22 protein-coding genes, 1 tRNA gene and 1 riboswitch are annotated in these 25,643 nt (G+C 74.7%); of the genes, 10 read left to right on the top strand and 13 right to left on the bottom strand.

The annotated features are described in order from the left end of the window. Positions 1-11 precede the first annotated feature (11 nt). The 9 genes from ATJ88_RS09115 to ATJ88_RS09075 all read left to right on the top strand — a co-directional run bounded on the left by ATJ88_RS09115 (position 12) and on the right by ATJ88_RS09075 (position 10,867). On the top strand, positions 12-1,364 hold the full coding sequence (locus ATJ88_RS09115) for a hypothetical protein (RefSeq protein WP_098463561.1): 1,353 nt from the start codon (positions 12-14) through the stop codon (positions 1,362-1,364). After that, entirely contained in the window at positions 1,361-2,740 is a 1,380-nt protein-coding gene (locus tag ATJ88_RS09110; protein ID WP_098463560.1) for a CHAT domain-containing protein, read from the top strand. Before ATJ88_RS09115 ends, ATJ88_RS09110 begins: the two co-directional genes overlap by 4 nt. Further along, positions 2,737-4,206 carry a hypothetical protein gene (locus tag ATJ88_RS09105; RefSeq protein WP_098463559.1) on the top strand — a complete coding sequence of 490 codons (1,470 nt, stop codon included), beginning with the start codon at positions 2,737-2,739 and terminating at the stop codon, positions 4,204-4,206. Before ATJ88_RS09110 ends, ATJ88_RS09105 begins: the two co-directional genes overlap by 4 nt. Beyond that, positions 4,203-5,207, top strand: a complete 1,005-nt coding sequence (locus tag ATJ88_RS09100) for a peptidoglycan-binding protein (protein WP_098463558.1) — start codon at positions 4,203-4,205, stop codon at positions 5,205-5,207. Before ATJ88_RS09105 ends, ATJ88_RS09100 begins: the two co-directional genes overlap by 4 nt. Positions 5,208-5,209: 2 nt before the next feature. After that, positions 5,210-5,404 (top strand): hypothetical protein, encoded by a 195-nt coding sequence (locus ATJ88_RS09095; protein WP_098463557.1) that lies wholly within the window; start codon positions 5,210-5,212, stop codon positions 5,402-5,404. A gap of 213 nt (positions 5,405-5,617) precedes the next feature. After that, positions 5,618-6,358, top strand: coding sequence for an AfsR/SARP family transcriptional regulator (locus tag ATJ88_RS09090; protein WP_211287489.1), 741 nt, complete (start codon positions 5,618-5,620; stop codon positions 6,356-6,358). Between the two features lie 166 nt (positions 6,359-6,524). Then, positions 6,525-7,706, top strand: a complete 1,182-nt coding sequence (locus ATJ88_RS09085) for a hypothetical protein (RefSeq protein WP_098463555.1) — start codon at positions 6,525-6,527, stop codon at positions 7,704-7,706. Positions 7,707-7,711: 5 nt separating this feature from the next. Then, a complete protein-coding gene (locus ATJ88_RS09080) occupies positions 7,712-10,231 on the top strand; it encodes a hypothetical protein (RefSeq protein WP_141538640.1) in 2,520 nt (839 codons plus the stop codon). 36 nt (positions 10,232-10,267) lie between these two features. Continuing rightward, the gene (locus ATJ88_RS09075; protein WP_098463553.1) at positions 10,268-10,867 is read left to right on the top strand and encodes a hypothetical protein; all 600 of its coding nucleotides are present in this window, start codon (positions 10,268-10,270) and stop codon (positions 10,865-10,867) included. 196 nt (positions 10,868-11,063) lie between these two features. On the opposite strand, the gene ATJ88_RS09070 is transcribed toward ATJ88_RS09075, so the two are convergent. The 13 genes from ATJ88_RS09070 to ATJ88_RS09010 all read right to left on the bottom strand — a co-directional run bounded on the left by ATJ88_RS09070 (position 11,064) and on the right by ATJ88_RS09010 (position 23,104). Next, positions 11,064-11,137, bottom strand: a tRNA-Pro gene (locus tag ATJ88_RS09070). Between the two features lie 132 nt (positions 11,138-11,269). Then, positions 11,270-11,764, bottom strand: a complete 495-nt coding sequence (gene ribH / locus ATJ88_RS09065; protein WP_098463552.1) for a 6,7-dimethyl-8-ribityllumazine synthase — start codon at positions 11,762-11,764, stop codon at positions 11,270-11,272. Next, positions 11,761-13,038, bottom strand: coding sequence for a bifunctional 3,4-dihydroxy-2-butanone-4-phosphate synthase/GTP cyclohydrolase II (locus tag ATJ88_RS09060; RefSeq protein WP_098463551.1), 1,278 nt, complete (start codon positions 13,036-13,038; stop codon positions 11,761-11,763). Before ATJ88_RS09060 ends, ribH begins: the two co-directional genes overlap by 4 nt. After that, the gene (locus tag ATJ88_RS09055; protein WP_098463550.1) at positions 13,035-13,670 is read right to left on the bottom strand and encodes a riboflavin synthase; all 636 of its coding nucleotides are present in this window, start codon (positions 13,668-13,670) and stop codon (positions 13,035-13,037) included. Before ATJ88_RS09055 ends, ATJ88_RS09060 begins: the two co-directional genes overlap by 4 nt. Continuing rightward, positions 13,671-14,777, bottom strand: a complete 1,107-nt coding sequence (gene ribD, locus ATJ88_RS09050; protein ID WP_098463549.1) for a bifunctional diaminohydroxyphosphoribosylaminopyrimidine deaminase/5-amino-6-(5-phosphoribosylamino)uracil reductase RibD — start codon at positions 14,775-14,777, stop codon at positions 13,671-13,673. Between the two features lie 129 nt (positions 14,778-14,906). Then, a riboswitch (FMN riboswitch) is annotated at positions 14,907-15,038 on the bottom strand. A 155-nt stretch (positions 15,039-15,193) separates the two neighbouring features. Then, positions 15,194-16,705, bottom strand: coding sequence for a ribosome biogenesis GTPase Der (gene der / locus ATJ88_RS09045; protein ID WP_098465230.1), 1,512 nt, complete (start codon positions 16,703-16,705; stop codon positions 15,194-15,196). A gap of 99 nt (positions 16,706-16,804) precedes the next feature. Continuing rightward, entirely contained in the window at positions 16,805-17,506 is a 702-nt protein-coding gene (cmk, locus tag ATJ88_RS09040; protein ID WP_098463548.1) for a (d)CMP kinase, read from the bottom strand. Between the two features lie 62 nt (positions 17,507-17,568). Next, entirely contained in the window at positions 17,569-18,378 is an 810-nt protein-coding gene (locus tag ATJ88_RS09035; protein ID WP_098463547.1) for a pseudouridine synthase, read from the bottom strand. A gap of 100 nt (positions 18,379-18,478) precedes the next feature. Further along, entirely contained in the window at positions 18,479-19,195 is a 717-nt protein-coding gene (scpB, locus tag ATJ88_RS09030) for an SMC-Scp complex subunit ScpB (protein ID WP_098463546.1), read from the bottom strand. Beyond that, on the bottom strand, positions 19,192-20,106 hold the full coding sequence (locus ATJ88_RS09025; RefSeq protein ID WP_211287487.1) for a segregation and condensation protein A: 915 nt from the start codon (positions 20,104-20,106) through the stop codon (positions 19,192-19,194). Before ATJ88_RS09025 ends, scpB begins: the two co-directional genes overlap by 4 nt. Next, positions 20,090-20,998, bottom strand: coding sequence for a ParA family protein (locus tag ATJ88_RS09020; protein WP_098463544.1), 909 nt, complete (start codon positions 20,996-20,998; stop codon positions 20,090-20,092). Before ATJ88_RS09020 ends, ATJ88_RS09025 begins: the two co-directional genes overlap by 17 nt. Positions 20,999-21,102: 104 nt before the next feature. Then, positions 21,103-22,056 carry a site-specific tyrosine recombinase XerD gene (xerD, locus tag ATJ88_RS09015; RefSeq protein ID WP_098463543.1) on the bottom strand — a complete coding sequence of 318 codons (954 nt, stop codon included), beginning with the start codon at positions 22,054-22,056 and terminating at the stop codon, positions 21,103-21,105. Between the two features lie 79 nt (positions 22,057-22,135). Then, a complete protein-coding gene (locus ATJ88_RS09010; protein ID WP_098463542.1) occupies positions 22,136-23,104 on the bottom strand; it encodes a heme o synthase in 969 nt (322 codons plus the stop codon). Between the two features lie 341 nt (positions 23,105-23,445). Between ATJ88_RS09010 and tkt the strand changes: the two genes are divergently transcribed. Continuing rightward, the gene (tkt, locus tag ATJ88_RS09005) at positions 23,446-25,611 is read left to right on the top strand and encodes a transketolase (RefSeq protein WP_098463541.1); all 2,166 of its coding nucleotides are present in this window, start codon (positions 23,446-23,448) and stop codon (positions 25,609-25,611) included. Positions 25,612-25,643: the final 32 nt, after the last annotated feature.

Here is a 25,643-nt window from a genome sequence, read left to right as displayed (position 1 = left end):
ACGTCATGGCGATGGCGCTTCGCACCGAGATCGACCTGCCGACGCTGCGGGTGACGCTCGACCCCGCGACGGCCGAGGCCGTGCTCGCCACCGTGCGCGGCCGGGGGCGCCCGAAGGAGGTGGTCCGCTGCACGCTGCGGGAGCTCGGCCTGCCCACCTCGGTCTTCGCCCGGGTGACGGAGGCACGGCTCACCGTGCCGTCCGCGCTGCTCGCGGAGCTGACCCCGGCGGTGGCCGACCTCGGCGCGTCCCCCGTGCGCCCGCACAACGCGCTCTGGCTGGAGATCCCGTCCCCGCGAGGGCTGCTGCCGGTCGTCCCCTGGGAGCGACTCCTCGCTCCCCTCGGCCGACCGCTGTACCGGCTGCCCTTCCACCCCGTGCGGCCGCAGCGGCCCGAGGGCCGCCTCACCGTCGGTCTGCTCGTCGCCGACGACGCGGACGCGGCCGGGACCGCCGTCGCCCTGGCGGACCAGTACGCCGCGAACGTCCCCGGCCTCACCCTGCACGTGTTCACCGGCGCGCGCTCGTGGTCCGAGACCGCCGCACGGCTCGGCGACGCCGGCCATGTCCTCGTCCACCGCCCTCCCGCGGCCGACGCCCCGCCCACGGACCACGCCACCGAGCTCGTCCCCCACCCCTGGCTGCGCTGGGTGCTCGACACGGTCGACGGCGCGCGGCTCGACGTGGTGCACGTCGTCGCGCCCGGGCTGCTCGCCGACGGGCGAGGTGCGCTCGCCCTGCCCGACCCGGTGCACCGGCGCCGCGGGGAGCCGCCCGTCGTGGAGTCGGTGGAGCTGGTCGAGGTGCTGACCCAGGTCGGTGCCGTCGCCCTGACCCTCGCGCCACCGCCCTCGTCCCACGACGCCTCCGGGCTGCGCGAGCTGGCCGACGACGTCGCCCGGCTCCGCCCCGGGCTGACGGCCGTGCACGACCTCGCCGACGACCCGGCGGCGACGCAGCTCGGCGCCGCTCTGCGCACCGTCCTGGCGCCCCGGGACGAGGCGGTCGTGCTGCCCGCCGTGTCGGCCTGGCTCAACCCGTTGTTCCTCGACACGGTGACCGACGCCGACGTGGAGGTCGACGGTACGGCCTGGACCAGCGACATGCAGCTCCTCGACGACGGGGGGTCGGCCCTCCTGCCCCACGCCACCCGGGCCGCCGCGCGCGACCTGCCCGACGCGTGGGTCGCGTCCGCGGCCCGCAGCATCGAACAGCTCCAGATGGCGTGGCTGCCCGCCGCCGCCGACCGTGCGGCCGACCCGGCCGCGGTGTCCGCGCTCGACAAGGTCGCGCGCCTGCTCGACCGGTACGTCCCGGACGACCCGGCTCCACGGCACCGTCCCGACCCTGGAGGCACCCCGTGAACCGCGTCGTGTTCCAGATCAGCGCGCTCGGGCGCAACGACGAGCCCGTGCCGCTCGTCGGGCTCGCCGAGCCCGTCGACCCGCAGCGCTACGAGGAGGTCTTCACCTGTCCCGCGCTCGCGCAGTCCGCGCCGGCGGCGGACGCCGAGGCTCTCTACGGGAAGCTGCTCTACGAGGCCCTGTCGGTCAACACCGTCGTGCGCGACCACCTCACCGGCGCGCGCACCAGCACCGAGCGACGGTTCGGCGTGTGCGCGGAGCTCCTGCCGCAGAGCCGCACCGACTCCCTGGCCTGGGAGACCCTGCGGTTCCCCGACGACGACGGCCAGCAGTACCTCGCGCTGAGCACCAAGTACGCGTTCGCCCGCGTCGTGACGTCCGGTCAGCCGCGCGTGCCGGTGTACCAGCTCACGCCGCCGCTGCGGGTCGTGGCCGTCCTGTCGTGCGGTGGCGTCCCCGCCGACCGCGAGCTCGCCGAGCTCCGCGCCGCCGCCGTCGACTCCGCCGGCACCCCGCGGATGTCGCTCCTGGTGGTGCTCGGCGAGGCGCAGCTCGCGGAGCGGCTCCAGGCGGAGGTGGACGCCGGGCAGGCGCCGGAGATCGCCGGCGTGCACCTGGTGCCGCCCGACTACCACGACCTCCAGGGCCTCGTGCGCGGCTTCCGGCCGCACGTGCTGCACCTGTTCTGCCACGGCTCGTCCGACGGCACGGTCCGCCTCGCCCTGCGGCAGGACTGGCTGGCCAGCGAACCCGGACCCGGCCTCGTGCTGGACAAGGAGCAGGTCGCCGAGCTGACCCGCAACACCGACGGCGGCTTCTGGATGGTGGTGCTGAACTGCTGCGCCGGCGCCGCCTCCCCCGACGACGACGGCCTGACGTCCCTCGCCCGCGAGCTGGTCAGCAAGGGCAGCACCCACGCCGTGATCGGCATGCGGACCCCCATCCGCTCCGAGCTCGCCCGCCACCTGACCCGCTGCCTGTACGGGAGCCTGTTCGACGAGCTCGGTCCGCGCACGGCCGCGCCCGACGGCAGCACCGCCGCCCTCGACTGGGCGTGCGTCGTGGCCACCGCGCGCAACCGGCTCTACACCACGCCCGAGCTGAACTCGACCGCGGCCCCCGGGCAGGAGCGGGAGTGGACCGTCCCCGCGCTCTACCTGCGCAAGGAGGACTTCCTCCTCCAAGTGGTCGCCCCCGGTCAGGGGGCCGACGACGCCCGGGCGCTGCGGCTGGAGCTCACCGCGCTGCTGTCCGTGCGGGCGTCCCTGCCGCCCGGCGGGGCGGACAAGGCGTTCCGCGAGGCGCTCGTGGCCCGCGTGCACGAGATCGCCGCCACCCTGGGCATCGACCCGGCCGACCTGGAGGACTCCCCGTGAGCGGCACCACCGGCACGGGCACCGCCGTCCCGGAGCTCGCCGACGGGTACCGGCTGCAGGCGGACGCCTGGACCGGCGACGCGACCGCGGACGGGTCGTTCGTCGCCGACCCCGCCTCGTGGCTCGCCGGACGCTTCACGCTCGGCGAGCCGACGATGCGCCCCCACCCCCCGGACCCGTGGGACTGGCGCCACCCCGACATCGGCTGGGGCGTGGTCGCCCGGGAGCCCGACGGGCTCTCGCGCGACGAGCTCGTCGACCTCGTCGACCTCCCCGAGGACGTGCGCCGCCTCGTCGACGCCCGCCGCGGCAGGGTGTTCCGGTACCGCCCGGGCACCAGCTACGCCGACTGGACGCTCACGGACTACGCGGGCGACGCGCAGGTCTTCGTGCCCGCGGCACCCGCCGGAGCGGACGCCGGCCGACTGCCGATGTACCTGCTCGTCTACGGCTCCCCCGAGCAGGTGCCGTGGCGCGTCCAGTACATCCTCAACCCGGTGCGGTACGTCGGGCGGCTCGACCTGGAGGGCCCCGCACTGACCCGGTACGTCGACGCCCTGCTCGGCGAGTGGGCGGGCTCCACCGCGAGCTGGAGCACACCCCTCGTCTGGGCCGTCGACCACCAGGCGGGCGAGATCACCACGCTCATGCGCGACGTCGTCGCCCAGCAGTTCCACGACACGTTCGCCGCCGACGACGAGCTGACGCCCACGTTCCTCGACGGTCGCCGCGCCCCCGCGACGGTCGGGGCGCTCACCGACGCGCTGGTGTCGCTGCACCCTGCCGTGATCGTCACGTGCAGCCACGGGCAGACCGGCCCGCTCGCGGACCTCGACCGGATGCGGGCCGACCTCGGCCTGCTCGTCGACCAGGACCACGCGCTCCTGGACCCGCAGACCCTGCTGTCCCGGTGGCAGCCCGACGGCGCCGTGTGGTTCGCGCAGGCGTGCTGCTCGGCCGGTGCCGACAGCCCCACCGCGTACGAGGGCCTCGTCGACGGACGGCTCGCGGACACCCTGCGCGGGATAGCCCGCCTGGGAGCGACCACCTCGCCGCTCCCCCGCGCGCTCCTCGGCGCCGAGCAGCCGTTGCGCGCGTTCGTGGGCCACGTCGAGCCGACCTTCAACTGGACGCTGGAGTTCCCGCCCAACCAGGCCGACCTCACCGACTCGCTGCGCCGGTCGCTGTACGACCGGCTGTTCAGCGGACGGCCCGTGGGCTACTGCATGGAACCGCACTACGACCCCGTCGCGTCGCTGCTCCAGTCCTACCGCGACGCGGAGCACGCCTTCCAGGAGACGTTCGGCGCCGCCGCCCGGACGCCCCTGGCGACGATGGTCTACCGCCGCGTCACCGCCCACGACCGGACGAGCACCGTCGTCCTCGGCGACCCCACCGTCGCCGTCCCCCTGCCGCCGGCCGGCCCGGCGACGCACCCCCGCACGCCCCCGGAGGCACGGCCATGACCACGATGAGGTTCGGACGACGCAGCTACCGCAACGGCTCGCTGCCGGCGTCGATGCTGGCGGAGGTGATGCCCAGCGGACGGCACGGCACCAGCGGCCGGGCGCGGGCCTACCTGCGCAAGGACGCCGCCGACTCCTGGAACCGCGCGATCGAGCAGATCGAGGCGGAGACCGGGCTGCAGCTCACCGTGCGCGGCTGGACCCGCACGCTCGACGAGCAGCGCACCTTCTTCCTCCAGCGCTACCGGCGCGGCGCCCGCAGCCCGTTCGGGGACTACCGCAAGTACGACGGCGCCGTCTACGGGCGCGTCGACGGGGCCGCGGCCGCCGTGCCGGGCTTCTCCAACCACGGGTGGGGTCTCGCGGTGGACGTCAACGACTTCGGCGGGGTGGGCGAGTTCGGCAACGGCCGGCGCGGCCAGGCCTTCCCCATCCTGGCGGTCCACGGCTGGACCGAGACCGAGGGGCGGCGTGTCGACGAGCCCTGGCACCTCGTGTACAGCCCGTCCGCGGACCGCCGTCCTGCTCGGCGCACGTCGCGGCGGCGCTCCTCGGCACGATCCGCCCGCACCGCGACGGGCACCACCCGCAAGCCGCGACGCCCCCCGACCATCAAGCAGCGCAGCCGGCGCTCCGCCTGGACCGCCCTGTGGAAGGAGTTCCTCGAGGCCGAGGGGCAGTTCTCCGGCGCCGACGGCACGGGCTTCGGGGCCCCGCTCGCTGAGGCGACCACGGCCTGGCAGAAGGCCGCGGGGCTCGAACCCGACGGCGTCGTCGGCCCCCGCACCTGGTACACGTCCCTCCACGGCGTCAGGACCGGCAGCAAGGGGCCCGCGGTCAAGATCGCCCAACGGGTCGCCGGGCTCGACGGCAAGGCCGTCGACGGCGTCGCCGGTTCGGTGTTCGCCACCCGGTGGCGCCAGGTCCAGCGCTGGCTCGGCGTCGACGACGACGCCAGCATCGGCGACGTCACCGTGTCCGCCCTCATCCGGAAGGCCTGACCATGACCACCACCGCAACCCACCGTCGCGGCGTGCCGAGCCGGTGGCTCCCCGTCGCCGCCGGGCTCGCCACCGCCGCCGCCTGCGTCCTGCTGGCCCGCCGGCGTCGGGCGGGCGTCGTCGAGGAGTCCGAGGACTACGAGGCCGAGAACGCCGCCCTCCTGGTGGTCGAGCCCGCCGCGTCCGAGACCGCATGATCGCGCCCCTCCACCGACCCGAGGTCGCTGTCGGCAGCACGTCGACGTCCGTTCACCGTGTCGCCCCGCGCCGTGGGTCACCAACCCCACGAACGGGTGCCCGGCACCTGCCCGGCCGCGACGACCGCGTGGCGGTCCGCCGGATTCTTTGGCTGAATGGGGACCCAGCGACGAGTCATCGTTGGCCCTTCGACGAGAGCGGACATCCGGGTCGTGACCTCGGGACGGAGCACCGGTCTCGACATCACGTTGCTGGACGGGTTCCACGTCACGGGGACCTCCGCCGAGCTCCCCCCGGCGGTGCGCCGCCTCGTCGCCCACGTCAGCCTCACCCACCGTCCGGACCGCGGTGTCGTCGCCGGGCGGCTGTGGCCCGACGTCACCGAGTCCGCCGCCCAGGCGAACCTCCGCTCCGCGCTGTGGCGGCTGCACCGGATCGCCCCGGGCCTGCTGGACACCGCCGGAGGTCGGCTGCGCGTCGCGGACGGCGTCGGCGTGGACGTGCACCGGTTGTGCGCCTGGGCCCACGAGGTCGTGTCGTGCCCCGAGCAGGACGCCACCGGGCTCCCTGCGGACATGTCCGGCGGGGAGCTGCTGCCCGGCTGGTGCGACGCATGGGTGGAGGTCGAGCGGGAACGGCTGCGCCAGCTGCGCCTGCACGCCCTGGAGGTCCTGGCCCGCCGCCTCACTCGCGCGGAGCGGTACGGCGAGGCGATGGAGGCGGCCCTCGCCGCGGTCGAGACCGAGCCGTTGCGCGAGAGCGCCCACCGCGCCGTCGTGGGCATCCACCTCGCCGAGGGCAACGTCGCCGAGGCCGTCCGGCACTACCGCCGCTTCCGCGAGCTGCTCGCCGACGAGCTGGGCCTGCCGCCGTCGCCGCTCATGGAGCGTCTGCTGCACGACGGCCTGCCCGACGCCGGTGCACCTCCTCCGTCGTCGGTGACGCGACGGTGACGACCCGGCCACGTCCGTGGTGACGCCCGCCGCCTAGCGTGAGCGGGACCCGGCCGTCACCGACGACGGCCACCGGCGCACGACGGGCCCGGCCCGGCGCCCGCACCGGCCCGCCCCGGCGGGTGGCGCGGAGGCGCGGACCCCGGCCCGGAAGGAGGGCGGAGCCGTGGCACTGCGACGGACCGACACCATTCTCGGCGGGACGGCGGCACCAGCACCGGCGACGGGCCCCTACGGCGTCAGCGCGACGGCGGTGGACGACGCGAACCTCGTCCTCACGGCCGCGCTGGTCGGCTTCACCGCGGCGCGGCTGGTCACGAACCAGCCCGTCGAGTTCGTCTACGAGGACGCGGACGACGAACCGGTGAACTCCGCCGCGGTGGACCTGGTCCGCCGGGCGCTGGCGGGCACCAGGGTGCTCGACCTGCCCGACGGCGCACCGGACGCCGTCGCCGTCGCGCCGGCGCGGCCCTGGGAACAGGCCGCCCTCATCACGGGGGCCGCGGGTGCCGCGCGCAGCCAGTTCGCGACCCGGAACGCGGTGCCCACGACCGCCGAGGCCGAACAGCTGCGCCAGATCGCCGCGTCCGTCACCGAACCCCTCGGGTACCAGGGCTACGGCGCGTACACGGGGCTGCTCGACGATCCGGTGCGGCGCGCCGGCAGCGTCACCAGCACGGTGCGCGCCGACGTCCCCGTCGACGGCCACGGGGACCGCTGGGCACCGCCCGTGTACACCTATCCCGGCCCGGACAACGACCAGGACACCCAGCCGTGGGGTCTGCTGCTCCTGCCGGACGGCAGCCCCGTGCCGGGCATCGAAGGCCCCCACCCGCACGTGCCCGGCGTGGTCGGCTACACCCACGGCATGGTCCAGATGGTGTACTCGGCCGTGGCCCGCGGCCCCTGGTGCACGCCGTTCGAGATCGCCGTCGGGCGCCGGACCACGAAGCTCGCCTCCTGCTTCCCCTGCACCCTGTTCATGTACGCGGCCGGGTTCCCGCCGTCGGCCGTCCACCTCGGCCGTGGCGACTCCTGGGCACCCTGGTACCCGTCCGACGACACCGGGCACCGCCACGACGTCAACGACGCCGCGATCACCATGACGAACGCCCGCTGGCGGCTCGAGTGCCACCAGCAGCTCACCCTCGGGGCGCGCGTGCTGGGCGAGCACGCGGACCGCCTGGTCGCGCCGGGACGTCTCGACCTGCTCACCGGGACCCTCGCCGCGAGCGCCGCCGACTCCCCCGTGGCCGCCGACCTGCTCCTGGACGCCCTCACCGTGCCCGGCAAGGTCGCGCAACGCGTCGTGTCGGCCTTCGACGGCGCCGACCAGGACAGGAGGTGAGCACGATGACCACGCAGAGCACCGCACCCGACCTCGCGACCCTCGTCGGCGACCTCAAGGACCTCCTGACGAGCGCCGCGCCCTACGTCGCCGCCGACAGCCCCCTCGCGGACGTCGAGGGGTTCCTCGGCGACGTCGCGAGCGCCCTCGGCGCCGTCGGCACCATCGACACGACCGTCCAGGACCTCTCGGCGCTCGTCGAGGCCGCCGCCGCCGTCACCGACGCCCTGGACGGCGTGCCGTTCGTCGACATCGTCGTGGCCCCCGCCAGCGCCGTCTTCGACGCGGCCGGCGGGTTCCTGTCCGACGCCTCCTCCTTCCTCGACGAGGCGAAGGCCACCGTGGAGCCCGTGCGGGTGACGGTCGTCGACCTCGACACGGGCATCAAGGACGTCCAGCAGGTGCTGGAGGAGCTCACCGTCCAGGTGCCGCAGTACCTCAACACCGTGCAGATCCTCGACTACCTCCTGCAGATCGCCGGCACGCTCGTCCCGTTCCTCGAGGGGAGCGAGCCCGGCGACCGGCTCGCCGCGGTCGTCGACACGCTGAACACCGTGCTCGACGACGTCGGGACGGCGTTCGGCGCGTTCGAGCAGGCGATGAGCCCGGTGTTCGCGGGCCTGGAGACCGTCGTCGGGGTGATCGAGGACGTCGCGGACGGCATGGGTCAGGGCGTGCAGGACACCCTGCACGCCTTCGAGTCCGCGGCGGACGCCCTGTCCCCCGTGGCGAGCGGGTTCCGCAAGGTCGAGAACGCAATCGGCCCGCTGCGCTGGGTTCTCGACGCCATCGCGTGGATCGTCGACCACGTGCTCAAGCCCGCCATCGACTGGGTGCTGAAGGCCACCGGGCTGTCGACGCTCCTCGACGGGCTCGAGGCGAAGGTCGAGGGCTGGCTGGGGATCACCTCGCTGAAGTCCGCGGTCGGGCAGGCGGGAGCCCAGCAGGGCGGGCTGTCGTCCGGGCAGCAGGCCGCCGGGTCCGCCACGGGCCAGCAGGCCGGGTCGACGTACACCTCCTTCGGGTCGTCGATGAGCCAGTTCCGGCAGGGGGACGACAGCACGTTGAAGAGCGTCGCCTCCGAGCTGCTCGGCGCCATCACCGGGGCCGGGTTGTCGGACGGCACCGGCGGGCTCCCGGACTTCCCGGTGTGCGCTCCGGACCTCACCGGCAACGGCGGCGGGAGCACCGCCGTCCGTGCCCCCGCACTCGGTGCTCTGCGCACCGCACCGCAACGGATGGCCCTGGTCTCGCCGCTCCACCCCGACCACCCCCGGACCGTTCCCGTCAGCCTGGCGCAGGTCCGCGCGGGCGGGCCGGCCGCTCTCGCCGGGGCGACCACCGCCGGCCCCTGGCCCGTCGCCCCCGTCGACCCCGCCGTGTGGCCCCGCACCGCCGCGATGGTCGCCGGGGCCGGCGACCTCACCGGCCGGCTCGGCAAGATCGGGCCCGACGCCACCGCCCTCGCCTCGGCGCTCACGGCGTTCCGGCAGAGCGCCGACCTGCCCGCCACGTTCGCGGCCGGGCTCGGGCAGTTCGGCGCGACGTTCGACGTCTGCTCGGACCTGCTCACCAGCCTGACCGCGTTCGACCTCGCGTTCCTCACCGCGCTCGTGGACCCCGTGGAAGCCCTCGTCGCCCAGCAGGCCACCGACGTCAAGGCCTGCGTCACCACGCTGCCGGACGCCCTGCGCGCCATCGCGGCGGTCGAGCAGGCCGTCACCGCGGACGTCGCCGACCTGCCCACCGCCGCCACCCTCGCCGACGCCGTGCACCGTGCCGACGGCTGGGTGCTCGGCGCCGAACAGCTCGTCGCCACGATGGACGCCATCCACCAGCAGCTCACCACCCAGGGCACCGACCTGACCGGCTGGACGTCCGCGCACGACCAGATCGAGACGGCCGCGCAGTCGGTCGCCGCGCGCCAGGCCACCCTGGCGACCACGCTCGACGCCGTCGAGGCGGGCGTCACCGGCCTGTCGGCGGCACTGCACACCTACGCCACGGCTCTCGCCCCCGTGACCGAGGACGCCCGCGGGCTCGTCGGCGCCGTCCCGGCCGCCGGGCACGTCGCCCGGATCCTCGGTGTCGTGCAGTCCCTCGTCGACCCCCTGCAAGGCCTGTTCCACCTCGCCTGCCCCACCTCCGGCACCACCCGGGCGATGGCGGGCAGCCTCGTCGACGACCTCACGGAGCTCGCCACCACCCTCACCACCCCGCCACCCGGACAGGTGAACAGCCTCCTCGCTCAGCTCGACGCCCAGGCCCTGCCCTGCGGGCGGCTCGCCGCGGCGCTCACCGCCGCGACCACCACTCTCACCGGCACCGTCGTCCCCGATGTCACCGCACAGGCGTCCGCGCTGGCCGCCGCCCTGCACGACCTCGCCGACGGGCTCGCCCAGCAGGACAGCTACACGATGACGGACAAGGCCACCGGACAGGCCGTCACCGTCGCGAACGACCTCGTCAGCCAGCAGGTCGTCGACCAGCTCCAGGAGGTGATCGCCGGCCTCGACCCGCAGTGAGCACCCACCCCATCGAGCACGAGACGAGGACGCATCATGACCACCTCCACCGCACCGCTCACCATCTGGCCGCCCGTCGCGCCCGAGGCACCCCCGGCGGACCGGACCGTGCACGTGCTGTCCGCCGCCGCCACCCCGACCTGCAACAGCACGCTGACGGGGACCGCCGCGACCACCTGCGCCGCCTACACCACGTACAGCCGCTACCTCGCGATGGGCGGGTCGGCCCTCATGGTCGCCGCGATCAGCGCCGACACCGCCCTGACGAAGGCCGGCCAGCGCGAGGCCGCCCAGGACGTCTGGGCCGCGTGCGGCGCCGTCTACACCGTCGTCCAGGGCATGGACCAGGCCTTCCTCCAGGCCATCGCCGACCTCGACGCGGGACAGCCGTTCGCCCCCGTCGACCCGCCCTCGAACCTGCCCGACTTCCCCAGCGCGCCGTCGGGGAACGACGCCGTGACCACCGTCATCGACAGCATCTGGACGCTGGTCGCCGACGCCGTGCAGCTCGTCCTCGCGAAGGTCGCCGACGGCCCGCTCAAGATCGCCCTGGAAGGCTCGCTGGCGCAGGGTCAGAAGGCGTTCGAGTACCTCGCCCCCATCCTGGACAAGTACTTCGGGACACCGTCGTCCTGATGCGTGCCGGACGCGGCCCACGACCGGACGGACGGGGGGCCGCGCCCGTCCGCGTGCCTGGCACGGCGGCCCGGTCACCGGCCCGGGGTGATCGCCGACGACGAGCCGCTCGGCCTCCTGTGGGCGGACGGCGGCCACCACGATCACGGAACGACAAAGGGCTCGGATCCGCGATGCGGATCCGAGCCCTTCACTGTCGGGCTGACAGGATTTGAACCTGCGACCCCTTGACCCCCAGTCAAGTGCGCTACCAAGCTGCGCCACAGCCCGTCCGGCTAGGCCTGGTGCCGGAGCACCAGAAACTGGCCGGTTCGGCCCCGGAGGGCCGACCGAAATACTACCCCAGACCGGACGTGGTTCGTGCACCGGATCCGGGAGGTGTGTCCGGGGTCACCGGACGGGTCATGCGACGGGCACGGGGGCACCCGCGCGGACGCCCCGTACGACGTGCGCGGTGGCGAGCGCGGCGGCGGCCGCCTCGTACCCCTTGTCCTCCCGGGAGCCCTCCAGGCCGGCGCGGTCGAGCGCCTGGGCGTCGTCGTCGCAGGTGAGGAGGCCGAACCCGACGGGCACGGTGTGGTCGAGCGCGACCCGGTTGAGCCCGTCGGTGGCGGCGGCGCACACGTAGTCGAAGTGGGGGGTGCCGCCGCGGATCACGACGCCGAGCGCGACGATCGCGTCGTAGCCCGCCCGGGCGCAGGCCTGGGCGGCGACGGGCAGCTCGAACGAGCCGGGGACGCGCAGCACGTCGGGGGTGACGCCGTGGTCGGCGCAGGCGCGCAGCGCGCCGTCGACGAGGCCGTCCATGACGGTCTCGTGCCAGGAGGCGGCGACGACGGCGACCCGCAGGTCGGAGGAGTCGACGGCGCGCGTGGCGGGCGCCCCGTGGCCGCTCATCGGGTGGCCTCGGTGAGTCCGGTGGTCATGGTGTCTCCTTCGGGTTCGAGGTTCGGCAGGTCGTGGCCCATGCGGTCACGCTTGGTGCGCAGGTAGGCGACGTTGTCGGGGGCGGGGTGGATGGCGAGCGGGACGCGTTCGACGACGTCCGCTCCCCCGGCGCGCAGGCCATCCACCTTGTCGGGGTTGTTGGTCAGGAGCCGCACGGCGCCGATCCCGAGGTCGCGCAGGACGTGCGCGGCGGCGGTGTACTCGCGGGCGTCGGCGGGCAGCCCCTGGTCGAGGTTGGCGTCGACGGTGTCGCGGCCGGCGTCCTGCAGGGCGTAGGCGGTGAGCTTGGCGGCGAGGCCGATGCCGCGGCCCTCGTGGCCGCGCAGGTAGACCACCACGCCGCGACCGGCGTCGACGACCGCCCGCAGGGACGCGTCGAGCTGGGGGCCGCAGTCGCAGCGCAGCGAGCCGAACGCGTCGCCGGTGAGGCACTCGGAGTGCACGCGGGCGAGCACGGGTTCGTCGTCCGCGAGCGCCGCGAGGTCGCCGGCGACGAGGGCGACGTGCTCGACGCCGGTGAGGGCGTCGCGGTAGCCGACGGCCGTGAGGTCGCCGTGCCGGGTGGGCAGGCGGGTGACGGCGACGCGCTGCACGAGGGTCTCGGTGGAATGCCGGTAGGCGACGAGGTCGGCCACGGAGAGGATCTCGAGTCCGTGCTCGGCGGCGAACTCGACGAGTGCGGGGCGGCGCATCATGGTGCCGTCGTCGTGGACGAGCTCGGCGAGGACGCCGACGCTGCCTCGTCCGGCGAGGCGGGCGAGGTCGACGGCGGACTCGGTGTGCCCGCGGCGGGCCAGCACGCCGCCGTCGTGGGCGCGCAGCGGGAGGACGTGCCCGGGCCGGGTGAGGTCGCCGGGCGTCGCGTGCGGGTCGGCGAGGGTGCGGGCGGTCAGGGCGCGGTCGGCGGCGGAGATGCCGGTGGTGACGCCGTGAGCGGCGTCGACGGTCACGGTGTAGGCGGTGCGGTAGGCGTCGCGGTTCTCGGTGACCATGAGCGGCAGGGCGAGCCGGTCGAGGGTGGCGCCGTCGGCGGCGACGCAGACGAGGCCGCTGGTGTGCCGGACGACGAACCCCATGAGCTCGGGGGTGGCGGCCTCGGCGGCGAGGATGAGGTCGCCCTCGTTCTCCCGGTCGGTGTCGTCCATGACGACGACGGCCCGCCCGGCGGCGACGGCGGCGATCGCGCGCTCGACGCGTGCGACCAGGTCGGGACGGGTGCTCACAGGGTGGCCTCCTCGGGCTGGATGGCGGGGGTGCCGACGGCCGCGCCGGACTGCAGGAGACGCTCGACGTGCCGGGCCAGCACGTCGGTCTCCAGGTTGACGGTGTCGCCGACTCCGCGGGTGCCGAGCGTCGTGCGGGCGAGGGTCTCGGGGATGAGGCTGACGGTGAACGACGTCTCCCCCGCGGCGACCACGGTGAGGGAGACGCCGTCGACGGCGACGGAGCCCTTGGCGACGACGTACCGCGCGAGGTCGGCCGGCAGGGAGATCTCGACGACGTCCCAGCGTTCGCCCGGGGTGCGGGCGAGCACGGTGCCGACGCCGTCGACGTGCCCCTGGACGATGTGCCCGCCGAGGCGGTCGCCGACGGCGAGCGCGGGCTCGAGGTCGACCACGTCGCCGGGGCGCAGGCCGCCGAGCGTGGTGCGGTCCAGGGTCTCGGCCATGAGGTCGGCGGTCCAGGTGTCGGCGTCGTGCGCGGCGACGGTGAGGCAGCAGCCGTTCACGGCGATCGAGTCGCCGTGCCGGACGCCGTCGAGGACACCGGGCGAGCGGACGGTGAGTCGGGCGGCGTCGGTGGTGCGCTCCAGGGCGACGACGGTGCCGAGCTCGGTGACGATGCCGGTGAACATCTACTGCTCCTTCCGCGGCCGCAGGGTGAGCCGCACGGTGGTGTCGCCGGGGGCGTCGTCGTCGTCGGGCGCGACCAGGGTCACGTCGACGACGTCGAGCCGGGCGGCGCCGGTGATGGTGGTGATGCCGAGGTCGGCGACGGCGGTCGGGCCGGCGCCGAGCAGGACGGGGGCGACGTAGGCGACGACCTCGTCGACGAGCCCGGCGCGCCAGAACGCGGCGGCGAGGGTGGCGCCGCCCTCCAGCAGGACGTGGCGGCGGTCGTGGTCCCACAACGTGGCGAGTGCCTGGTGGGGGTCGCGGGTGCGCAGGTGCACGGCATCGGCGCCGTCCGGGCCGGGCGCGGCGAGCCGGGCGTCCGCCGGGACGTCGCGCAGCCCCATGACGGCGCGCAGCGGCTGGGCGGCCGGGACCCCTCGCACGGTGAGGGCGGGGTCGTCGGCGAGCAGGGTGCCGGTGCCGACGAGCACGGTGTCGACGGTCGCGCGCAGCCGGTGGACGTCGCGGCGGGCGGCGACGGACGTGATCCAGCGGGAGGTGCCGTCGGCGGCGGCGGTGCGGCCGTCGAGGCTGGCCGCGACCTTCCAGGTGACGTACGGCCGGCCGAGGGCGACGGCGGCGCTCCAGACACGGTTGATGTCCCGCACCCGGCCCGCGAGGTCGTCGTCGAGGAGCCCCGAGGCGTCGACGACGTCGATCCCGTCCTCGCGCAGCACCTGCGCGCCGCCCGCGGCGACGGGGTTGGGGTCGCCCTGGGCGTACACGACCCGGGCGACGCCGGCGTCGCGCAGGGCGTGCGCGCAGGGGCCGGTGCGGCCGGTGTGGGCGCACGGTTCGAGGGTGACGACGGCGGTGGCGCCGCGCAGCGCGTCCGCGCCGAGGGCGTGCCGCGCGTTCGCCAGGGCGACGGCCTCGGCGTGCGGCGTGCCCGCACCCCGGTGGAAGCCCTCCGCGAGGACGGCGCCGTCGGCATCCAGGAGCACGCACCCGACCCGCGGGTTCGCGCCCAGCACGAGGCCGTCGGTCGCCGCCAGCGTCAGGGCGCGCGACAGCGCGTCCCGCTCCGCGGGCAGGAGGGTGGAGGCCGCCACGTCGGCGGAGGTCATGTGCTGCCCCTGTCGTCCGGTCGCGGACCCTGGGGCGTAGCACGGCGTCGCCGTCCGACCACCGGCGGGTGCGCAGCAGCACCCGGGGTCGCGGACGGGACCACGACGCCGGTGGACGGGCGGAGGCCGTCGCGTGCGTCTTCCCATCCGGACTTTGACCGTCGGTCCAGGAGTTCCACCTGGTCAACCGGTCACCGTGAGGTGACCGGGTCGCGGACTATCACCGCCGGTTCGGAGTTTCACCGACCCCAGAGCACGCGAGCATCTGCTCGTTCGCGGTCGAGACTACACCTCAGCACGAAGGACGGGACGAGACGGACGTCACAGTCCTGGCGTGCTCCCCGGCGTCGAGAAGGCGACAGGCGCCCGTCCGGCTGAGCGGACGGGCGCCCGTCGCCTGCTCGGCACGGCGGGGGTCAGCGCTTGCGCTTCTCCCGCACGCGGACACTGACCTGGATCGGGGTGCCCTCGAAGCCGAACTCCTCGCGCAGGCGACGCTCGATGAACCGGCGGTAGCCGGCCTCGAGGAACCCCGTGGCGAAGATGACGAACCGCGGCGGACGCGTGGACGCCTGGGTGGCGAACAGGATGCGCGGCTGCTTGCCGCCGCGCAGCGGGTGCGGGTGGGCGGCCACGAGCTCGCCGAGGAACCCGTTGAGGCGGCCGGTCGGGATGCGGTAGTCCCACGACTCGAGCGACGTCTCCAGGGCGCGCACCAGCTTGTCGGTGTGCCAGCCGGTGCGGGCGGAGACGTTGACGCGCGGCGCCCACGTGATCTGCACGAGGTCCCGCTCGATCTCCCGCTCCAGGTAGGGGCGGCGGTCGTCGTCCATGAGGTCCCACTTGTTGTACGCCAGGACGAGCGCGCGCCCGGCATCCACGACCTGCGAGATGACGCGGGTGTCCTGCTCGGTGAGCGGCACGGACGCGTCGACGAGGACGACGGCGACCTCCGCCTTCTCGATGGCGGCCTGCGTGCGCAGGGAGGCGTAGAAGTCCGCGCCGGACGTCTGGTGGACGCGACGGCGGATGCCCGCGGTGTCGACGAACCAGTACGGGATGCCCTTGATCTCGACGAGCTCGTCGACGGGGTCGCGGGTGGTGCCGGCGAGCTCGTCGACGACGACGCGCTCGGACCCGGCGATCCTGTTGAGCAGCGACGACTTGCCGACGTTCGGGCGGCCGACCAGCGCGACCCGCCGCGGACCGTCGGGACGCACCTCGCCGTAGGCGGAGTGCTCCGGCAGGACGTCGAGGACGGCGTCGAGCATGTCGCCCAGGCCGCGCCCGTGCAGGGCGGACACGGGCATGGGCTCGCCGAGGCCGAGGGACCACAAGAACGCGGCGTCCGCCTCGCCGGCGGGGCCGTCCACCTTGTTGGCGCACAGCACGACCGGCTTGCCGGCGCGGCGCAGCAGCTCCACGACGCGCTCGTCGCTCGCGGTGGCGCCGACCTGGGCGTCCACGACGAACACCACGGCGTCGGCGAGCGCGATCGCGACCTCGGCCTGCTCGGCCACCTTGGAGTCGATGCCGGCGACGTCGACCTCCCAGCCGCCGGTGTCGACGAGCGTGAAGTCCCGGCCCGACCACTCCGCGGGGTAGCTGACCCGGTCGCGCGTCACGCCCGGCGTGTCCTCGACGACGGCCTCGCGGCGGCCGAGGATGCGGTTGACGAGCGTCGACTTGCCGACGTTCGGCCGACCGACGACGGCGAGGACGGGCAGCGCCAGGGGCGCCGGCTCGGCGTCGAGGTCGTCCCAGTCGGCGTCGAGGAGGGCGCGGTCGGCCTCGTCGAGGTCGAAGTCCTCCAGGCCGGCGCGCAGCGCCCGCTCGCGGGCCTCGTCGTCGGCGTACGTCACGGCGGGCGCGGCGTCGTCGGGGGCGTCGGCAGGCGTGAGGTCGGGGCCGTCGGCGGGGGTGGTCATGGTGACCATTGTCCCAGGTGCGCGGACGAGGGCACGACATGGCGGGGCCGGGCGTGACGAGAGTCGCGTCACGCCCGGCCGGGCGGGTGTCCGGTGGTGTCAGGCGGTGACGTGCTCGACGACCGCCAGGACCGCCTCGACGGTCTGGTCGAAGTCGAGGTCGCTCGAGTCGACCGTCGCGACGCCGTCGGCGGCCACGAGGAACTGGCTGACCGTGGCGTCGTCGCGGTCGCGGCGCAGCACCTGGTCCTTGGTCGCCTCGACGGCGTCGGCGTCGGCCGCGCCGTGCACCTCCAGGGAGCGGCGGCGCAGCCGCGCCTCCTCGCTGGCGGTGAGCAGCACCCGGGCGTCGGCGTCGGGCGCGACGACGGTGGTGATGTCGCGGCCCTCGGCCACGACGCCCCGCCCGCCGGAGAACCCGCCCACGGCCTCGGTCTCGATAACGGCCCGCTGACGGCGGCGCAGCTCGGCGCGCACGTCGAGGTTGGTCGCGACCTGCGACACGACGGACGAGACGTCGGTGGTGCGGATCGCCTCGGCGACGTCGTCGCCGGCGAGCACGACCGTCGGGGCCGACGGGTCGACGCCCATCTCCAGCGGCATCGCCACGACCGCGGCGGCCACCGCGCCGGCGTCCTCCAGCGGCACGCCCGAGCGCACGCACCACAGGGTCGCGGCCCGGTACATGGCCCCGGTGTCGAGGTAGGCCAGGCCGAGCCGGGTGGCGACCGCCCGGGAGACGCTGGACTTGCCGGACCCGGAGGGGCCGTCGACGGCGATGGTGACCACTGGTGCTCGCATTCTGCTCGGCGCCCCGGGACGCTCCGGGGCGGGGACTTCGGCGGTGAAGGGGACGGTCGGGGTCAGAGGTCGACGGCGCGCATCAGCGTGCCGAGCTCCGTGCGACCCAGCACGCGGGTGCGGCCGACCTTGAGGTCGCCCAGGGCGATCGGGCCGATCCGGGTGCGCACGAGGCGCGTCACCGGGTAGCCGACCTCCTCCAGCATGCGGCGCACCACACGGTTGCGACCCGAGTGCAGGACGACCTCCAGCATGGCGCGGCCGGGCACCGCGTCGACGACGCGGACCGAGTCCATGCGCGCCACGCCGTCCTCGAGCTCGACGCCGTCGGTGAGCTGCTTGGCGACCCGCGGGTAGAACTCGGGGCCCTCGACCTGCACGCGGTAGGTCTTGGCGATCTCGTAGCTGGGGTGCGCGAGGCGGTTGCCGAGCTCGCCGTCGTTGGTGAGCAGCAGCAGGCCCTCGGAGTCCGCGTCGAGGCGACCGACGTGGAACAGCCGCTCGGAGCGGTCCGCGACGAGGTCCGCCAGGGTGGGCCGGCCGTCGGGGTCGCTCATGGTCGAGACCATGCCGATGGGCTTGTTCACGGCCAGGGTGATCTTGGTGGGGTCGAGCTGGACGCGCATGCCGTCGACGTGCACCACGGCCTTGGCCGGGTCGACGCGGACGCCGAGCTCGGTGACGATCTGGCCGTCGACCTCGACGCGGCCGCTCGCGATGAGGTCCTCGCAGGCGCGGCGGGACCCGAGACCGGCCTGGGCGAGCACCTTCTGCAACCGGATGCCGTCGGGGTCGTGGACGTCGACGGGCGGGGTGACGGGCTTCTGCTGGCGCTGGGGGCGGCGGCTCCCGCCGCGGCGTGTCGTGGGCATGGGGTCCATTGTCGCAGGAGCGGGCACCGGATGAGCAACGGATCGGCGCCGTACGGGCCACGACGGCGCCGCGGGGACCGTGATCCTCGCCTCAGCGCGGTCAGTCGAGGCCGAGACCGTCCAGCTCGCCGACGCCCTCCACACCGGGCAGGTGCGGGGCCAGGGCGGGGAGCTCGGCGAGGGACGTCCAGCCCATGCGGTCGAGGAACTCCCCCGTCGTGCCGAACAGGGACGCGCCCGACGTCGGGTCCTGGCCGGTCTCGGCCACCAGCCCCCGGGCCAGCAGCGTGCGCACCACCCCGTCGACGTTGACGCCGCGCACCGCGGACACCTGTCCGCGCGTGACCGGTTGACGGTAGGCGATGACGGCGAGCGTCTCCAGCGCCGCCTGGCTGAGCCGCGACGACTGGCCGTCCAGCACGAACCGTCCCACGACGTCCGCGAGCGCGGGACGGGAGTAGATCCGCCAGCCCTCGGCTCCCTCGCGGAGCTCGAACCCGCGGGGGCGGCCCCCGGTGTCGCCGCGGTACTCGGCGGCGAGGTCGGCGAGCAGGGCCGCGACGACGGGGGCGGGTCGCTGCACGGCGGCGGCGAGGCGCGGCACGGGCACGGGGTGCTCGGCGACCATGAGGATCGCCTCCAGGGCGGCGGCCAGGCCGCCGGGGAGGTCGTCGACGTCGACGTCGGGCGCGCTGGTCGCCGACCCGGCGGCGGCGCGGCCGGTCGACGGGTCGGTCGACGAGTCGGTGGCGTCGGGTGCCGCGCCCGTGCCGGCCGCGCCTCCCGTGAGCGCCTCGGTGGCGGTGTCCTGGCTCATGCGGCTCCCTCCACGGCGCCCTCGAACTCCTCGAACCGGTCGTACTCCCCGCCATCGGGCGGCGCGTCGCCGGTGTCGCCGGTCCAGCGCACGGTGAGCTCGCCGAGCGCGGTGACCTGCTCGAACGCGACCTGCCCGGCCCGGAACAGCTCCAGCAGGGCGAGGAACCGGGCCACGACGACCAGCTTCTCCTCCCCCGCGGTGAGCGTCCGGAACGTGGCGACGCGCTCGCGGCGCAGGTGCGCCACGACGATCTCGGCCTGCTCGCGGACGCTGACGGCGGGGGCGTGCAGGTGGGCGAGCCCGACGACGGGCGGGGCCTTGGGCTCCAGGGCCCGGGCGGCGAGCGCCGCGAGGCGGTCGCCGTCGAGCGTCCAGACGAGGTCCGGCAGCATCGCCGCGAGGTGCGGCTCCAGGGTCACGCCGCGCGGGACGCGTCGCCCCTCGGTGGCGAGCCGCTCGGCGAAGATCGCCGAGACCTCCTTGTACGCCCGGTACTGGAGCAGGCGGGCGAACAGCAGGTCGCGGGCCTCCAGGAGCTCCAGGTCGTCCGCGTCCTCCTCGACCAGGCCCGGCAGGAGGCGGGCCGCCTTGAGGTCGAGCAGGGTGGCGGCCACGACGAGGAACTCGCTCGCGGTGCCCAGGTCCCACGACGGGTGCTCCTCGCCCCGGTCGGCGGCCGCCGACGCGGCCGCCTCGGACGCGCGGATGTGCGCGACGAAGTCGTCGGTGACCTCCGCCAGCGCCAGCTCGGTGACGTCGAGGCGACGGGCCGTGATGAGGGACAGCAGCAGGTCGAACGGGCCGTCGAAGTTGTCCAGGTGGACCTGGAACGCGCCCGCGCGGGCGGCGGGGGCGGACGGGGCGTCCGGTCCCGCGGGCCCGCCGGGCGCGTCAGGCGATGCGGCCACGACCCACGAGCTCACGGGCCAGGTGGCGGTACGCGGCGGCGCCGGCGTGGGTGGGCGCGTACGCGGTGATGGGCTCGGCCGCGACGGAGGCGTCGGGGAACTTCACGGTGCGCCCGATGACGGTGTGCAGCAGCGTGTCACCGAACGCCTCGTGGACGCGCGCCACGACCTCGCGAGAGTGCAGGGTGCGCGAGTCGTACATGGTGGGCAGGATGCCGTCCACCTCGAGGTCGGGGTTGAGGCGGTCGCGCACCTTGTCGATGGTCTCCACGAGCAGCGCCACGCCGCGCAGCGCGAAGAACTCGCACTCCAGCGGGATGAGCACGCCGTGCGCCGCGGTCAGCGCGTTGACGGTCAGCAGGCCGAGCGACGGCTGGCAGTCGACGAGGATGACGTCGTAGTCGTCCTGCACGGGCCGCAGGGCCCGGGACAGCACGGACTCGCGGGCCACCTCCCCGACGAGCTGCACCTCCGCCGCCGACAGGTCGATGTTCGCCGGCACGACGTCGAGGTTCTCGATGGCGGTGGGGCGCACGACGTCCGCGACGTCGACCCCCCGCTCCATGACGAGGTTGTAGACGCTGAGGTCGAGCTCGTGCGGGCTCACGCCGACGCCCACGGACGCGGCGCCCTGCGGGTCGAAGTCGACCAGGAGCACGCGCCGCCCGTACTCGGCGAGCGCGGCACCCAGGTTGATGGTGGTGGTCGTCTTGCCGACGCCACCCTTCTGGTTGCACATCGCCACGATCCGGGCCGGGCCGTGGCTGCTGCGCGCCGGCGGTTCCGGGTAGTGCGGCAGGGTGCGTCCCACGACGTCCGTCGCGGGTCGGTCCTCGGTCGCCTCGTGCCCGGGGATCCCGGGCAGCGTGTCGGCAGTCGCCGGTTGCGTCATCGTGTCGCTCCCCCCGGGTCGTCGCTCACGTCCGTCACGCTAACACCGGGCCCCGGCGGGGACGCCGTGCTCCCCCGGCGCGCCGCCCCTTCGTCGCGGCGGCGTCACAGGGCACGCGGGTGCGCCGCGGCGTAGACCTCGCGCAGCGCGTCGGGGGTGACCATCGTGTAGATCTGCGTGGTCGTCACCGACGCGTGGCCGAGCAGCTCCTGGACGACGCGCACGTCGGCGCCGCCCGACAGCAGGTGGGTGGCGAACGAGTGCCGCAGCGTGTGCGGCGAGACGTGCTCGGCCAGGCCGGCACGCTCGGCGCTGCGCTGCAGCACGGCCCACGCGCTCTGGCGGGACAGCCGCGCCCCGCGGGAGTTGAGGAACAGCGCGGGCGTGGCGCGCCCGGCCGCGGCACCGGCGGAGACCAGGACGGGTCGGGCGCGCACCCGGTAGGAGTCCACCGCCTCGCGCGCGTACGAGCCGACGGGCACGACCCGCTCCTTGCTCCCCTTGCCGAGCAGCCTCACGACGGCGTCCTCGTGCGTGACGTCGTCGACGTCGAGCCCGACGACCTCGCTGATGCGGCCGCCCGTGGAGTACAGCAGCTCCAGCAGCGCACGGTCGCGCAGCGCGGTCGGGGTGTCACCGGTGGAGGCCGCCTCGAGCAACCGGGCGACGGCGTCGACGCTGAGGGCGTGCGGGAGCCGGCGGTGCTGGCTGGGCGCGGTGACCTGGGCCGACGGGTCGTCGGTGGTGAGACCCTCGGCCTGGGCGAACCGGTGGAGGCCGCGCACCGCGGCGAGCGCCCGGGCGGCCGACGCCGCGGACAGCGCGCGCCCGCCGTCGGACCCCTCGCGCAGCACGCTGACGTAGTCGCCGACGTCCCCGGGGGTGACCGCCGCGAGGTCCGCGCGGCCGCACGACGCGAGATAGGCGCTATAGCGGGCGAGGTCGCGCCGGTAGGCCGCGGTGGTGTTCGCCGAGAGGCCCCGTTCGACCCGCAGGTGGGCGAGGTAGTCGCCCAGCGCCGCGTCCAGCGCGGTCGGTCTCCCGGTGGTGGTGCTCACCGGGCCATCATGCCCCGCCGGGCGGTGCGCACCGCCGCAGGGCCGGTCCGGCGTGCCGTCGGGCGCGCCGGCACGCGGCTCAGAACGGCAGGAAGACGTCGACGGCGACGGCGACGAACAGCAGCGTGAGGTACGTGATGGAGGCGTGGAAGACCTTCATCGCGCCGGGACCGCGCGAGGAGCGGCCCTGCGCCTTGCGCAGCATGGCGAGGGTCAGCCAGAGGAACCAGCCGCCCAGACCCGCGGCGACGACCGTGTACGCCCACGACATGTCGGCCAGCGGCACCAGGGCGAGCGAGCAGGCCACCATCGCGACGGTGTGTCCCACCATCTCGGTGGCGACGCGCCGGTCGGACGCGACGACGGGGAGCATGGGGACGCCGGCGGTGGCGTAGTCCTTCTTGAACTTCACCGACAGCGGCCAGTAGTGCGGCGGCGTCCAGAAGAAGATCACGCCGAACAGGGCCAGCGCCGCCCAGCTGAGGGTCTCGGTGACGGCGGCCCAGCCGATGAACACCGGCATGCAGCCCGCGATGCCGCCCCAGACGATGTTCTGCGGCGTGCGGCGCTTGAGGATCATCGTGTAGCCGACGACGTAGATCGCGATGGCCGCGAACGTCAGCCACGCGGCCGGGACGTTGACCAGCCAGGCGAACCACACGAGCGAGACCACGCCCAGGGCCGTGGCGAAGATCAGGGCGTCGCGCGAGCGGATCTCGCCGGTCACCAGCGGGCGGCGCTTGGTGCGGTTCATGACCGAGTCGATGTCGCGGTCGAGGTAGCAGTTGAAGGCGTTGGCCGAGCCGGCCGCGAGCGCCCCGCCGATCAGCGTCTTGACCACCAGCCACAGGTCCGGCAGGCCGTTCTCCGCGAGGATCATCGTGGGCACCGTGGTGACCAGCAGGAGCTCGATGATGCGGGGCTTGGTCAGCGCCACGTACGCGCCGACGCGGTCGCGCCAGCCGCTGCGGGCCGTGGGGTCGGGGCGGTGCACGGCGGCGCGGGTCGGCGTCGACGGGGTGGGCGTCGTGCTGCGGGATGTGCTCACGCGCGTGCTGGCTTCCGATCACGGGGGCGGACTGGGGCGGGACCATGCTACGACGTCGGCGCACCCTGCACCTGCCGCGACCGCCGGTCCGCCCTGTGAGAAATGTCAGCCGCCACCCGGTGATGGCGCTCACATCGTGGGACGTTCTGCCATGGTGAACGCGCCGCGCAACGCTCGACGCTAGTGTGGAGGTCGCACACCGCAGGGCACTGGCGCCGTCGAGCGCGCCGCAACTGTCCGGTGCGCCCGGCACGTGTCTCGCCGCCGGGCGGGACCGTCACGCCCGGCACCGGCACAGCAAGCATCCCGGGGCGACGCCTCGGGCCAGGAAAGAGGCATTCGTGAACGCGTTCGACCCCGAACTGACGCCCCTCGAGTGGACCGACCTCGACACGCGCGCGGTCAGCTCCATCAAGGCGCTGGCCGCCGACGCCGTCGAGAAGGTCGGCAACGGTCACCCCGGAACCGCCATCTCGCTCGCCCCCGCGGCGTACCTGCTGTTCCAGAAGACGATGCGGCACGACCCGGCGGACCCGCACTGGGTGGGCCGCGACCGGTTCGTGCTGTCGGCGGGCCACTCGTCCCTGACGCTGTACCTGCAGCTCTTCCTGGCGGGCTACGGCATGGAGATGGACGACATCGCCGCGCTGCGCACGTGGGGCTCGCAGACCCCCGGTCACCCCGAGTTCCGCCACACCCGGGGCGTGGAGATCACCACCGGCCCGCTCGGCCAGGGCCTGGCCAGCGCGGTGGGCATGGCCTACGCGTCGCGCCGCGAGCGGGGCCTGCTCGACCCCGACGCCGCGCCCGGCACGTCGCCGTTCGACCACCACGTGTACGTCATCGCCTCCGACGGCGACCTCCAGGAGGGCGTCACCTCCGAGGCGTCGTCGCTCGCCGGCACGCAGCAGCTCGGCAACCTCGTCGTGATCTGGGACGACAACAAGATCTCGATCGAGGACGACACCGAGATCGCGTTCACCGAGGACGTGCTGGCCCGGTACGCGGCGTACGGCTGGCACACCCAGCGCGTCGACTGGACCGGCGGCGGCACCGGCTACGCCGAGGACGTCGAGGGTCTCGCGGCCGCGCTGGACGCGGCCCGCGCCGAGACGGGCAAGCCGTCGATCATCGCGCTGCGGACCATCATCGGCTGGCCGTCGCCCACCAAGCAGAACACCGGTGGCATCCACGGCTCCGCGATGGGCGCCGACGAGGTCGCGGGCCTCAAGACCGCGCTCGGCCTCGACCCGCAGGCGACCTTCGCCATCGACGACGAGGTCCTCGCCCACACGCGCGCCGTCGCGCAGCACCAGTCCGCGCAGCGCGAGGCGTGGGACACCGCGTTCGACGCGTGGCGCACGGCCTCCCCCGCGGGCGCGGCGCTCCTGGAGCGCCTCACGGCCCGTGAGCTGCCCGAGGACTGGGCCGACGCCCTGCCCGAGTTCGAGGCCTCCGCCAAGGGCGTCGCGACGCGCGCCGCCTCCGGCAAGGTCCTCTCGGCCCTGGCGGACGTCCTGCCGGAGCTGTGGGGCGGGTCCGCCGACCTCGCGGGCTCGAACAACACCACGATGGACGGCGCCGAGTCGTTCATCCCGGTCGAGCACGCCACGAAGAAGTTCCCGGGCAACCCCTACGGCCGCACCCTGCACTTCGGGATCCGGGAGCACGCCATGGGCTCGATCCTCAACGGCATCGTGCTGCACGGCCTGACGCGCCCCTACGGCGGCACGTTCCTGCAGTTCTCGGACTACATGCGCGCCTCGGTCCGCCTGGCCGCGCTCATGGAGATCCCGACGACGTTCGTGTGGACGCACGACTCGATCGGTCTCGGCGAGGACGGCCCGACCCACCAGCCGGTCGAGCACCTGGCCGCGCTGCGCGCCATCCCCGGCCTCGACGTCGTGCGTCCCGCCGACGCCAACGAGACCGCGTGGGCCTGGCGCGGGATCATCGAGAACACCTCGAACCCGGCCGGCATCATCCTCACCCGCCAGAACGTCCCGACGTTCCCGCGCGGCACCGAGGGCTACGCCGGCGCCGAGGGCACCCTCAAGGGCGGTTACACGCTGCTCGACACGGACGGCACCCCCGACGTCGTCCTGGTCGGCACCGGCTCCGAGGTGCAGCTCGCCGTCGAGGCGCGCGACCTCCTCGCCGCGGACGGCATCGCCGCCCGCGTCGTGTCGCTGCCGAGCCGTGAGTGGTTCGACAAGCAGGACGCCGCGTACCGCGAGTCCGTGCTGCCGCCGTCGGTGAAGGCCCGTGTCTCGGTGGAGGCCGGCATCGCCCAGGGCTGGCGCGACATCGTCGGCGACGCCGGTCGGACCGTCTCGCTGGAGCACTACGGCGCGTCGGCCGACTACCAGACGCTCTACCGCGAGTTCGGCATCACCGCCGAGGCCGTCGCGGCCGCGGCGCGCGAGTCGATCGCCGCCGCGCGCGGCGGCGACACCCCGGGCGGTCCGTCCGCCCCGACCGAGGGTGGCGCGGGCGACCTCGCCTGACGCGCCGTAGATTCCGAGGTGGGGCCCGTCCC

It is taken from the genome of Isoptericola jiangsuensis (genome assembly GCF_002563715.1).
GTDB classification, from domain to species: domain Bacteria; phylum Actinomycetota; class Actinomycetes; order Actinomycetales; family Cellulomonadaceae; genus Isoptericola; species Isoptericola jiangsuensis.
Note: the sequence above shows the minus strand (reverse complement) of the source record. Positions and strands in the feature narration are given on the sequence as shown.